General features: G+C 65.1%; 10 protein-coding genes. 6 read left to right on the top strand and 4 right to left on the bottom strand.

The features are described 5' to 3' along the window. Positions 1 to 3 precede the first annotated feature (3 nt). The 3 genes from P3C39_RS02795 to P3C39_RS02785 all read right to left on the bottom strand — a co-directional run bounded on the left by P3C39_RS02795 (position 4) and on the right by P3C39_RS02785 (position 2,568). Positions 4 to 1,275 (bottom strand): efflux RND transporter periplasmic adaptor subunit, encoded by a 1,272-nt coding sequence (locus tag P3C39_RS02795; RefSeq protein ID WP_275952620.1) that lies wholly within the window; start codon positions 1,273 to 1,275, stop codon positions 4 to 6. A gap of 245 nt (positions 1,276 to 1,520) precedes the next feature. Continuing rightward, positions 1,521 to 1,727: a hypothetical protein gene (locus P3C39_RS02790; protein ID WP_275952619.1), complete on the bottom strand. Its 207-nt coding sequence runs from the start codon at positions 1,725 to 1,727 to the stop codon at positions 1,521 to 1,523. A gap of 160 nt (positions 1,728 to 1,887) precedes the next feature. After that, positions 1,888 to 2,568 carry a hypothetical protein gene (locus P3C39_RS02785; protein ID WP_275952618.1) on the bottom strand — a complete coding sequence of 227 codons (681 nt, stop codon included), beginning with the start codon at positions 2,566 to 2,568 and terminating at the stop codon, positions 1,888 to 1,890. 239 nt (positions 2,569 to 2,807) lie between these two features. Here P3C39_RS02785 and P3C39_RS02780 point away from each other — a divergent pair, with 239 nt between their 5' ends. From P3C39_RS02780 to P3C39_RS02755, 6 genes are all read left to right on the top strand, one after another. Next, positions 2,808 to 3,536, top strand: a complete 729-nt coding sequence (locus P3C39_RS02780; protein ID WP_275952617.1) for a response regulator — start codon at positions 2,808 to 2,810, stop codon at positions 3,534 to 3,536. Beyond that, a complete protein-coding gene (locus tag P3C39_RS02775; RefSeq protein WP_275952616.1) occupies positions 3,533 to 4,774 on the top strand; it encodes an ATP-binding protein in 1,242 nt (413 codons plus the stop codon). Before P3C39_RS02780 ends, P3C39_RS02775 begins: the two co-directional genes overlap by 4 nt. 571 nt (positions 4,775 to 5,345) lie before the next feature. Beyond that, complete coding sequence (locus tag P3C39_RS02770) at positions 5,346 to 6,515, top strand: acyltransferase (protein WP_024501681.1); 1,170 nt, start codon at positions 5,346 to 5,348, stop codon at positions 6,513 to 6,515. Further along, the gene (locus tag P3C39_RS02765) at positions 6,512 to 7,618 is read left to right on the top strand and encodes a glycosyltransferase family A protein (protein WP_275952615.1); all 1,107 of its coding nucleotides are present in this window, start codon (positions 6,512 to 6,514) and stop codon (positions 7,616 to 7,618) included. The genes P3C39_RS02770 and P3C39_RS02765 overlap by 4 nt, the downstream gene beginning before the upstream one ends. Positions 7,619 to 7,621: 3 nt before the next feature. Continuing rightward, a complete protein-coding gene (locus tag P3C39_RS02760) occupies positions 7,622 to 8,656 on the top strand; it encodes a glycosyltransferase (protein WP_275952614.1) in 1,035 nt (344 codons plus the stop codon). 9 nt (positions 8,657 to 8,665) lie between these two features. After that, entirely contained in the window at positions 8,666 to 10,450 is a 1,785-nt protein-coding gene (locus tag P3C39_RS02755; RefSeq protein WP_275952613.1) for an ABC transporter ATP-binding protein, read from the top strand. A 287-nt stretch (positions 10,451 to 10,737) separates the two neighbouring features. On the opposite strand, the gene P3C39_RS02750 is transcribed toward P3C39_RS02755, so the two are convergent. Continuing rightward, positions 10,738 to 12,204, bottom strand: coding sequence for a hypothetical protein (locus P3C39_RS02750; protein WP_275952612.1), 1,467 nt, complete (start codon positions 12,202 to 12,204; stop codon positions 10,738 to 10,740). Positions 12,205 to 12,504 lie beyond the last annotated feature (300 nt).

Raw genomic sequence — 12,504 nt, 5'->3', positions numbered from 1 at the left:
CGCTCAGTTCCCGGTCGCGGCGGCAGGCGCCGGTTTCGCCGCATTGGACGCGGCCGGTGCGGCGGACGTGCTCTGCCCGCGGTCCTTGACCTCGCCGGTCGTCTCGTCGATCGTCACTTCGACGCCCGTCGCATCGCCGCCGGGGCGCACCAGCTGCATACCCTCGACGATGACGCGGTCGCCGTCGCCGACACCCGAATCCACCAGCCAGTTGTTGCCGACGCTGTTGCGCACGGCGAGCACGCGCGTCTCGACCTTGCCCTGCGCGTTGATGACCATCGCCGTGGCCTCGCCCTTGGCGTTGCGGCTGACGGCACGCTGCGGCACCAGGAAACTGTTCTGGGCAACGCCCTCCTCGACCAGTGCCCGCACATACATGCCGGGCAGAAGCAGGCGGTCCGGATTGGGGAACTCGGCCCTGAGCGCAAAGGTGCCGGTGGTCTGGTCGACATTGGCGCCGGCGAATTCCAGCTTGCCGGTCTGCGTGTAGATGGTGCCGTTCTCGAGCTTCAGCTTCACGCTGACATTGGGCCCGCTGAACTTCAGCCGCCCTTCCGAGATCGCCTGCCGCAGATTGAGCAGGTTGGTGCTCGACTGCGTGACGTCGACATTGATCGGATCGAGGGCACGGATGGTGGTCAGCACCGTGTCCTGGTTCGCGGTCACCAGCGCGCCCGGCGTCAGCGTGGACTTGTCGATGCGCCCGGCGATCGGTGCCGTGATGGAGGTCCGGTCGAGGCTGATGCGCGCCGTCTCGGCACTGGCCTTGGCCGAGGCGACATCGGCTTGCGCCTGCGCCAGCGTGGCGGCGGCATCGTCATAATCCTGTTTGGAAACAACGTTCTGCTTCAACAGGCCGGCATAACGGTCGAACTTGGCCTGCGCCGTAGGCACCGCCGCTTCCGCCTTCTGCTGTGCGGCGACCGCGCTGTCGTAGGACGCCTTGTAGCTCGCCGGATCGATGAGGTAGAGCGGCTGTCCAGCCGCCACCTCGCTGCCCTCCTTGAACAGGCGCTGCTGGATAATGCCGTTCACCTGCGGGCGCACTTCGGCAACCAGCGAGGCCGCCGTGCGTCCCGACAGTTCGGCGGTGATCGCCACCGATTGCGGATGCAGGGTGACGACGCCGACTTCCGGTTTGCCGGGCGCGCCCATGCCTGCGGGGGCGCTGCTCTCCTGCGAGCAGGCCGCCAGCAGAAAGGCGGATGCGAACATCGCGGCCCAGGGCGCCAGACGGCGTGCCGGCTGCAAAGACGGGCTAGGCTGGATAGACATGGACTGAATGATCTTTCGCTGGAGTTGCGGGCGCGGGCAATCGACCGCTTGGTCGAGGCATGCCGGCCGATATCTTGATGGTGGGCCGCGCCGGTCTGCGGGCGGCGACGAGCAATGCTTCGAAGCGGCTCATGTCGCGCTCCTTCTCGGCGGCCAGAGCTGCTCGAAGGTCGAGTAGCCGGCCGCGATGCCCACCAACATCATTATGCCGATCAGCGAGGACATGCCAAGCGCCTTGCCGGAATTCACGCGATCTTGCGGTCATGATGCCCATGGTTGTCGAGCGGCTGCGACAGCGGGAGCGACAACCGCCAGCCGGCGAAACTCAGGCGGATCGCGCCCTTCAGCGTGTCGGCCGGCGGGGCCAGCGGCATGCCTCGCCCGACAGGACCGAACGAGAGCCTCGGGCTGGCGGACGCGAGCAGCCGCAGCATGATCATGGCTTCCCACATTGTCGTGCTTCCATTGCAGGGTTCGAATTGGGCATGGTTCGAATTGGCGCGATTCGAACTGGGCGTGATCGAAACGAGGATGGCGGAGATACGCCCGCCATCCCCGGAGAACCGGCCGACCCGAGAACGGGTTGGGTACCGGGCCGGCCGGTGCAGTCGGTCAGAGTTGCTCGTCGTTCCCGGGCTGGGGCGGGAGCTGCCTGCCATCGTTGGGCAGACCTCTGGGGCCGGCTGCATCGTTCGGCGGACCGCCCCAGGGACCGGGGGGTGATCCATGGGGACGTTCCGCCGAAGCGAGGAGTTCGAGTTGTTCGGGCGTCAGCTTGGCGCGCAGTTCAGCGATCGCCTCCTTCAGTCTGCCGGCCGAAACCGCGCGGGCGGTAACGTCGTCGGCCAGCTTTTCCTGGAAGGCGAAGGGATCGGGCTTGCCGCCCGGGCCTGCTGCGTCGGGGTCCTTCGCTTCAGCACCAACGGGCCGCCCGCGGTCAGGCCGAGGCTGCGAAAGCACCGCCTGCAGCGCGCTGGTGTAGTCGCGCCAGGCGTCGAGTTGTTCGGTGCGGATGCCGACGCGGGTCTCCAGCGCGGCGAGCCGGGCGGCCAGCATGAATTCCGGCGGCGGACCCATGCGGCGGGGGCCAAAGCCTTGCGGGCCGAAACCCTGCGAACCAGGTCGCATCGGTCCATGCGGGCCGGGTCCATTCCGGCCGTGGCCTGCCCCATCCTGCATGGCCATGACAGGGGGCGGCTCACCGGGTCCGGCGCCGGGGTCGGGCTGCGCCGCCAGCGCGGGGTGAATTGCGGCGACGGAAAACAGGCCGAGCGCAAGAAGTCTGCTTGGCATAAAGATGTTCCTTTCTCTCATGCTTCGGACGGTTCAGAGGATAGGAAGCGTCTTTGTCCGCTTCGCGTCGGCGTGTTGCCGAAGGTTTCCGCAAAAGGGCAATTTGTTTCCGAATGTTTCCCATGGCCCGCCGGAAACGTTCGGTTGCAATTTTCCACGCCGCTCGGGCGCGGCTCTCCTATAATCGCGGCAAGCCCCTGCAATCACGGGTCCCAATATTCATCGGCAACGGCACGGTCATGCAGTCACAACCCCATATCCTCGTCGTCGACGACGACCGCGAGATCAGGACGCTTCTCCAGCGTTACCTCGACAGCCAGGGCTTTCGCGTCACGGCGGCGGCGGACCGGCGCGAATGCGAGCAACGGCTTGGCTCCGGCCAATTCGACCTGATCGTGCTCGACGTGATGCTGCCGGACGGCTCGGGGCTCGATATCTGCCGCGGTTTGCGCGACCGCAAGCCGCACACCCCGATCATCCTGCTGACCGCGCTGAAGGAAGATGTCGACCGCATCATCGGCCTGGAACTCGGCGCCGACGACTATCTCGGCAAGCCGTTCAACCCGCGTGAGCTCATTGCCCGCATCCGCGCCGTGCTCAGGCGCTCGACGCCCGAGGAAGCGCCCGCGCCGCCGCGCGCGCGCATCTACCGCTTTGCCAGTTACAGGCTGGAACCGGAGACCCGCAAGGTGACGGATGCGCGAGGCGTGGCCGTCGACCTCACCGGCGCCGAGTTCGCTCTTTTGCAGGTGTTTCTCGACCGTCCCGGCCGGCTTTTGTCGCGCGACCAGCTTCTCGACCTGACGCAGGGCCGCGAACGCGATCCGCTCGAACGCTCCGTCGATGTGCTGGTGAGCCGGCTGCGCCGGAAATTTTCCGACACCGGCGACGGGCCGCTGTTCAAGACCGTGCGCAATGGCGGCTACCAGCTCACGGCGCGTGTCGAGACCGTGGAGAGCCACGCGTGAATTCACTGCGCCGCCGTCTCATCCTGCTGTTGGTCGCCTCGATCGTCGGCGTCGTCGGCCTGGCGACGGCCGCCGTCATCAGCGTGCGCGGTGGCGGACCGCCGCCGGAACTGACCGTGCCCTGGATTGCCCAACAGATGGAACTGGTGGTGCGGCTCTTGCCGGGGCCGATCCCCGACGTCCTGCGGGTTCAATTCGCCGACCATCCAGCGGGCGGCAAGGTGGCTCGTGCGGAAACGGCGATGCTCAACGACATCCTGCACCGCCGTGGCCTCGACTTTCCCGCGGTCGTCAACGAGAAGCCGGACGAACCCGGCCAGATCGCATCGATGCACCTGCCCGACAGCCGATGGGCGATCATTGAGGTGCCGCACCTCAAGCCGCCGCGGCGAGAATGGCTGGTTCTGGCCGGCTGGATCTCGCTGATCGTCGCCGGCGCCACGGCGGTATCGGTCTATTTCACCTCGGTGCTGATCCGACCGCTCGAAATGCTGGAGGCCGCCGTCTCCAAGATCGGATCGGACGGCGTGCTGGCGGCGGTGCCGGAAGTGGGTTCGGCCGAGGTCAAGGCCACCGCGCATGCGCTGAACCAGCTCTCGTCGCGGCTGCGGACCGCCATGGAAAGCCGCATGCGGCTGGTCGCGGCTGCCGGCCATGATCTGCGCACGCCGATGACGCGCATGCGGCTGCGCGCCGAATTCCTGGACGACGAACGCGACAAATGGCTTCACGACCTCGACGAACTCGATCGCATCGCCGACAGCGCCATCCGCCTAGTGCGCGAAGAGGTCAACCAGGACGCCGTCGAAGCGGTGGACCTGGCAAAGACGGTGCGCGATATCGAAGCCGAGATGGTGTCGCTCGGCCATGCCGTCTCGATCGGGCACCTGGAAAAGGTTTGCGTGCGCGCCGGCGCGCTCGGCCTGCGCCGCGCCTTGCGCAACCTGATCGTCAACGCCGCCACCCATGGCAAGGCGTGCCGCATCGACCTGGCCGCGACCGACAATCGCGCCGTGCTGACCATATCGGACCATGGGCCGGGCATCCCCCCGGAACTCCTGAACAAGGCGTTCGAGCCCTTTTTCCGCGTCGACCCCGGCCGCCTGCAATCGATCCCCGGAGCTGGTCTTGGCCTCGCCATCGCCAAGGAAATCATCGAGCGCTACGGAGGCACGGTAACACTGGAAAACCGCCGGGGCGGCGGGCTGGAGCAGACGGTGGTGTTCGACGCGGTGTGAGGGTTGGCGGTCAGCCGAGTAATGGGCGTTGCGCGTGGCAACGACGAAAAACAGAGACGATGCTGCACCGCGCAAAGCTAATGGTTCCAAATCATTTCTTCACGGAGCCAGGGCCGGATCCATATAGATAAAATATAGATTACGGAATTTCCTGTGATCTAACAAAGAACTAGGCTCTCAAGCCACGAGCTCGCAAATCAACCGAGGCGGGAACATCGGCAAAATTTAAACCACAGCGTTTAAGTTCTGAGAAAAATCGCCAGAATTGACGAGAAACGCTCGGTTTTCTCAATTTTTTAGCGCTTGCTCACATAAGTATTTCAGCTGGGTAGATTTTTTGTGTTGCGCCGCACAATGCCGTAGCCGAACGATCTCCTGGGGGACTCGTTTGCGACTGGATATGCGCCGTGGAGGATCCCGCCAGGTTGACCAGCTTGAGCCACCCGTCCGTCGATTTCGGGCGTAGGTTCGACGATGCCTGCGCTCTGGCGGGTCTCGTCCGCCTTGGCCTGCCGCTCGAAACGGCCGGCTGGCGGCTTGGTCGCGACCATCACGCTGGCGGATGCCGCTGATGGGAAGCGCACGCGACATCCAACTGGATGCGTTGAGAGCCATCGCCGTGACGATGGTGTTGTATTCCCATTTCTTCGCCGCTGGAGGATCTTCATTCTGGGGCCATATCGGCGTCCGGCTGTTCTTCGTGCTGAGCGGCTTCCTGATCACGCGCCTGCTCCTGGAAGCGCGTTCGGCCGCCGAATTCGAGACCGGCCCCGCGCTGCGATCCTTCTATATCAGGCGGGGCTTGCGGATATTTCCGCCCTATTTCGCCGTGCTGGGTTTCGTCTGGCTGGTCGACCTGGACCAATCCAGGGGATCGCTGGTCTGGCATGCGCTTTACCTGTCGAATTTCTGGTATGCGCTGCGCAATGACTGGAACCCTTGGGTGCTGTGCCATTTCTGGAGCCTGAGCATCGAGGAGCAGTTCTATCTTGCCTGGCCGCTGGTCGTCCTGTTGGCCCCGCGCCGCCGCTTCGAACAGATCTGCATCGGCGTCATCGCACTGTCGCTGGCCTATCGCTTTTACTGGCCGCTCACCGCCAACACGACGCTGGCGCGCGACCTGCTGCCGCCGGCATCCATGGATGCGCTGGCGACGGGCGCGCTGCTTGCCTGCTGGCGATCCAGGGGCGCGGCCCTGCCGCACTGGATGCGGCTCAGTTGGCCTGCCTTCGCGGCCGCATTCCTTGTCATCGAGTGGTTTGTGCCTGCGCCCGCCGATCCGATGCTCGAATGGACCCATTGGCTGGTGCGGCAAGTCCTGCCGCTGGTGCCGCTGATGGTCATCGTCGCAGCCTGTTCGCGCGGCCTTGGCGGCACTTTGGGAAAGCTTGCCGAACTGCCGCCGCTGCTTGGCCTCGGCCGCATCAGCTACGGCGTCTATCTCTATCATCCGATATTGCTGTCGCTCGCCGTCAAGGCGCAACCCTGGATTCCGCTCAACGTCTCGGAGCAAGGGCCAGGGCGTTTCCTGGTTGCGAGTGCCGCCACGATTGTCGCGGCCTCGATTTCCTGGGTGGTTTTCGAGAGGCCGCTCAACAGCCTGAAGCGCCACTTCCCCTATGTCGCGCGCACCCGCTCCGCACAGGGCAGCCATGGCGGCTGGCTCGCGACGGCGGCTGGCGGATCGCCCGATGGCCGCACACCGGCGCTCGAACTCCAGCGCACGGATGCAAGACGATGACCGCCGCACCGCTCGTCTCCGTCCTGTTGCCGGTCTACAATGCCGGTCCCTATCTCGCCACCGCGCTGGGAAGCATCCTGCGGCAGGATCACAGTCGCCTGGAAATCATCGCGATCGATGACGGTTCGACCGACAATTCGCTCGAGATACTCGAGCGATGCCAAAAGGCCGACAGCCGCATTTCGATCATCTCGCGCGAAAACCGTGGCCTCGTCGCGACCCTCAACGAAGGGCTGGCGATCGCCCGGGGCGAACTGGTCGCGCGGATGGATGCCGACGACGTCGCCTATCCCTGGCGTTTGTCGCGCCAGGTGGCGCTGTTCGAGCGGCGGCCCGAACTGGGCTTCTGCGGCGCCGGCGTCGACATGTTGATCCGCGGCCGCATCGCCAGGGGCAGGCCCGATCCGGTCTTCCAGTTCGGCCGCATCCCCGTATTGGCGATGTTCTTCACGATCTTCATGCACCCGACGGTCGTCTACAACAGGAAGGTCATCGACGACAGCGTCCTGCACTATGACCAGGCCTACCGGCATGCCGAGGACTTCGATCTTTTCAGGCGGCTGGCCGGCCGTTACCCGGCAGCCATGATGCCCGAAAACCTGGTCGTCTACCGCGTCCATGAGGCAAGCGTGACGAGCCGGCACGTCAAGGAGATGCGCAGGACGCATTTGCGGATCGTGGCCGAGAACCTCGAGCGCGAGGACCTGGCGCAGGCCACGCGGGACCTGCGCGACATTGGCGATGCGGTCGGCCACGGCACCGTCGCCCGTGCGGCCGACTTCATCGTCGCGCTGGAGCAGGAGATTTCCTCGCTGCCGGCGGCGACGCGGCCGAGCTTCGAGGCCGGCGCGCTGAACCTGTTCTATTTCCTCTACCAGCTCGTCGCCGACGAAAAGCAGCCCGCGCTCACCCATGAATTGCTGACGCGGACCGCCAAATGGAACGTCATCCGGCGCCGCGAACAATATGCGCTGCGGCCCGGCGCCTGGGCGCCCTGGCTCAGCCGCGCTTCGCTGTCGGCCGCCAGGCAGGCCGATGCCATGGCATACTTCTTCAAATCCGCGCCCGCCGCGGCGGTTCTGGCACCTTATCAGGCGGGCTGAGGCATGATCGTCAAAGCCAACCAACCCCTGCAGCGCGATCGTTCGACGGCGCTTGGCCCCGCCCCGGCCGGTCCCCGCCCGGAACGAGCGGCGCCGGAAGTCAGCTTCATCATCTGCACGCGCAACCGCGTCGCCGTGCTCGATGCCTGCATCAAGTCGGTGCAAGCCGCATGCCGCGCACATGCCGGCTTCGCCGCCGAACTCGTGGTCGTCGACAACGGTTCGAGCGACCGCACGGCCGAACGCCTGGCCAGCATCGCGGCTGCGTCGGACATTCCGTTCACGCCCGTTTGCGAGCCGCGCCCCGGATTGGCGGCTGCGCGCAACGCCGGGCTGAGGCGCGCGCGCGGCCGTGTGCTGGTCTTCGTCGACGACGACTGCGCGCTCCATCGCGACTATCTGCGCGATCTGGAGCGACACTATGCGTCCGGGGAACAATGGCTCATCCGGGGAGGCCGTGTCGAGCTTGGCGATGCCAGGGATTTGCCGTTCACCATCAAACGGTCCTGGGCGCGCGAGCGGCTGACGCCAGATGTTCATCCCGGCGGTTTCGTGCTGGGCTGCAACATGACGATGCACCGCGATGTCGCGGCCCGCATCGGCTATTTCGACGAACGCTTCGGCGCCGGCGGACCATTGCGGTCGGCCGAGGATACCGATTACCTCGTGCGCGCGATGCTGCTCGGGATCGCGGTCGAGTATGTGCCTGACATGACGATTTTCCATCATCACGGCCGGCGGGATCGCAAAGCCATCGAAAAGCTGCATCGCGACTACAGCCTGGGCAATGGCGGGCTCTGCCTGAAGCATGTTCGCCACGCGCCCTGGCTGCTTCGCCATTTCTACTGGGCCGCAAGAGGGGCTTTCCGGGAACTGGCGGGAGGACCCGCCTTCGATCGTGAACTCAACCTGTCGCACTGGCCGATCGTCGCCATGAATTTGCTCGGCGCGGCCAGGTTCGCGGTTCTCCTGCTGGTCAGACGGCCGCGAGCCGAACCGGTGCGCCAAGATCAACAAGCCAATGCCCAGGCGAGGTGAAACGCTGTAATGCCAATGCTGCCGCCAAACCTGCCGATGCTGTTCCGGGCGTTCGGAAAGCGGCAACTGCGCCTGCTTCCGGCGGTAGTGGTTCTCGGCCTGGTCAGCGCCGTCCTCGAAGGGTTCGGCATCGGCCTGATCATCCCGTTGCTGGGCATCATCATGGGACACGGGGATGCCGCCGGAATGGCAGGCTTCTCCGCTGTCCTCCAGCACGTCGGATCGGGCTTGAGCGAGCGCGACCGGCTGATCGTCATTTCGGCCGCCATCCTCGGCTCGATCATCCTGAAGAACGTCTTCGCCTTCGCCAACACGCTGCTGACGACCTTCATCTCCGGCAAGGCAAGCCATTCCATCCGCAGCGCCCTGTCGGAGCAGCTGTTGCGGGTCGGCTACCCGTTCTTCCTGCGGCAGAGCCCCGGACGCCTGCTCAACATCATCTCCAACGAATCCTGGCGGGCTTCCGATGCGATCCAGATCATGCTGTCGGCCATCGTCAGCGCATCGGCCGCCATCATCCTCCTGGCTTTCCTGCTGCTGCTTTCGTGGCGCATGACGCTTTTGGTCACGCTCGGACTGGCGCTCGTCCAGATCGCGCACGCCATCCTCTCAGCCAATCTGAAGGAGCCAAGCCGCAGCGTCGCCTCGCGCAACGGCCACCTCGCCTCGCAGATGCTTCACCTTGTGCATGCCGGACGGCTGATCCGCATCTTCGGACAGGAGAACCGGGAAAAGGCGATATTCGACACGGCGTCGGATGCGGTTCGCCGCGCTTCCTTCGCGCTGCTCGTGCGCCAGGGAGCGCTGCCGCCGCTGACGGAGGTTCTCCACGCCATGCTGTTCCTGGCGGTGGTGATCGGCGCCTGGCTGGCGCAGGTGAGTTTCCCGCTGATCATCGCCTTCGTCATCCTGCTCTACAGGCTGCAGCCGCATATGCGGGCCCTGCAGGGGTCGTGGAGCCAGCTGCAGGGCCTGAGCGGATCGCTTGAAGAGGTGACATGGCTGCTGGATCCCGCCGGCAAGCCGCAACCGCCGCAAGGCGCCGGGCCGTTCCACGGCCTGCGCCAGGGCATCAAGTTCGACGATGTGACATTCACCTATTCCGGCACGGACCGGCGCGAGGTGGTGCTGCATGCGGCGACATTCGAAATCCGCGGCGGCCGCTCGACGGCGCTGATCGGCCGCTCGGGCGCCGGCAAGACGACGATCGTCAATCTCCTGTGCCGCTTCGTCGAACCGGACACCGGCAGCATCCTCGTCGATGGATCGCCGCTCGACCGGATCGACGCCAGCCAGTGGCGCCGGCACATCGCCCTGGCCAGCCAGGAACTGGAACTGGTCGACGGCAGCATTTTTGAAAACATAATCTACGGCCAGGATGCCGCGACAGCCGGCGATGCCGAGGCCGCCGCAAGACTGGCCGAAGCGCATGAATTCATCGAAAGGCTGCCTCAGGGCTACGAGACCCTGGTTGGCTACAGGGGCGTCAATCTGTCGGCGGGACAGAGGCAGCGCATCGCCCTGGCGAGAGCCCTGGTGCGCGATCCCGATCTCCTCATCCTGGACGAGGCCACCAATGCCGTGGACGGGCTGTCGGAAGCGGCCATCGTCGAGACCCTGAAGTCGAGAGCCGGCCGCCGCACGACCATCGTCATCAGCCATCACCACAGCACCATCTCGTTCTGCGACGACGTGGTCATCCTGAGCGGCGGCCGCGTGAAAAAGCAGGCCCCTTTCGGCGCCCTGGCCTCGCTCAGCATGGACGAGCTTTACCAGCACGAACCGCTCGACTGAGAAGGCGCCGGGCCGGCCCGCGATCGTTTCCGGGCGTGTCTGCAGCCTCCGGCCGGCGGGTCGTCGCAAGGGTTCGAATCACAAGCCAGGGGAATTGCCGCTGGCACCTTCCGTGATCGCACCAATGCCGTGCGGGACCGAGGCGCGCTACCTTGCCTGTGCGGCGGACCTGTCGATCCGCCTGGCCGGTGCCCCATTGGACTTACTCTCCGGGTGAGGTGCCGGCCTCCCATGCACAAAAGAAAGATCTGAAGCGGGTCGCCTGAATCCTTCAGGCGCGACACGCTTCAGGTGGCGGCGCCGACATTCCTGCGCATGCGCCGCCTGCCCGTCGTCCGTGCTTTCTTCGCCATCGCCCCGGCCATCTCGACCACGCCGTCCTCGCGCGGCCTGCCATTGGTGGCCTTGTGGAGCCGCTCATAGGGCAGCAGTTCCTTGATCCGGGCATTGAGCGAGGCGATTTCGGCCTTGAGGTCCTCGCACTCCTGCCTCTGCACGTCGAACTGTATCTGTTCGGACGCCTGTTGCAGCGTCAGCTGAGAAAGGTTGGCGTTCACCTTGGAAAGACTCATCTTGTCGCTTTCGCTCTCCTGGCTCAGCGCGGACAATCTTTCATCGGCGATCTTCTTTTCGGCCAGGGCATCGTTCAGTTCGCTCTTGAGCCTGGCGATCTCGCCCGCGGCTTCGCCGTTTTCGCTCGACACTTGCTCAAGCCGCGATTGCAGGTTCTGGATCTCCGAGCTCAGCCCGCGCATTTCCGCCTGGCTGCGAGCCAGCTCGGCTTCCTTGTCGCCTTCCATCATGCGGGCCGCTTCGGTCGTTTCCGACAGTTTCGCCTGTGCCGCCTCGAGCGACTTCTGCAGCCGCATCTCCTCTTTCTCGCTCTTGCCGAGCGCCGCCAGCAGCTCCGCCAGCCGCGCTGCTTCGGTGGCATGGACCGCCGACAGCTCGTCGAGCCTGTGGCGCGCCTGCGATTCCCGCTTCAGCGCCTTGTCGAGTTCGATCGACAGGTTGACGTGCTTTTCGCGCAGCATCTTGCTTTCGCGCAAGCGCCTGTTGGCCTCGACCGTCCTGGCGGTCAGCCGCTTGGCGATGTCGCCGAACTCCGCCTCGCGTTTGGCGCTCGCATTGGCTGTCTCGACGAGTTCCAGCCTGACCGCGGCAAGTGCCGCACGAAGCGTCTCCCGGTCCTGGACCAGGCTTGTCTCGCGCTGCTGCAGCGCTTCGAACGCGCCGTCACGCTCGCGCAGTTTTTTCACCGCGTCGTGCAGCTTTTCCGAAAGCGCCCTCTGTTCGGCGGCCAGGGCGGCATTGGCGACCTCCAGCTCGTTGGCGCGCAGGATGTCGCTGTGCAGGATGTTGAGGAATTCGCGCGTCAGATGGTGTGAGGTGCCGATCTCCGACAGCTTGTCGTTGATCTCCTCCAGATAGTCCCTGGCGTCGTGGAAGAGCCCCTCGAAGGCGCTCAATGCAGCCAGCCGGGTCTGTGTATGGGCGGTCAGTCTTGGCGCGGTTTCGGAACTGTCCGCAGCGCCCGCATCCTCGGCATTCCCGGCATTGTCGTCATTTGCCGCATCGGCCTGGGGTGGCCCGTCATCGGGTGCCGCCTGGGCATCCGGCACATCGTCGCTCTCTGGCGGCGCCAGGTCGTCGGCGTCGAGACTTGCATCCAGCGCGTCCGCCAAATCGATCTGCAGGTCCTGGATTGCTTTATCCACGTCTTCAGCACGCTTGATCAGGCCTCTGAAGTTCATCGCCAAACTCCCCTTACGCATACCTCGCTTAGAACTTAACAAATTGCTAATATATCCTTACATCCGCTGCTTGCGCAGGGGAAGCCCCGTCGGCACAAAGGTAAATTTGGGACATTTTAGGGGTTTGGACGCTGCGAGCGATGCGGTGCGAGGGTGCGAAGCCGGTTCTGCCGGCGGGACAGCGCCCCCCTCTGTCCTGCCGGACATCTCCCCCCACATGGGGGGAGATTGGACGTCATGCGGGCTTTCGCCAATCGCCAACGTTGCAAGAAGAACTGAAGCGCAGAAATTGCCAATCTC

This window comes from Mesorhizobium sp. XAP4, assembly GCF_029269325.1.
In the GTDB taxonomy this organism is placed as follows: Bacteria; Pseudomonadota; Alphaproteobacteria; order Rhizobiales; family Rhizobiaceae; genus Mesorhizobium; species Mesorhizobium ciceri.
Note: the sequence above shows the minus strand (reverse complement) of the source record. Positions and strands in the feature narration are given on the sequence as shown.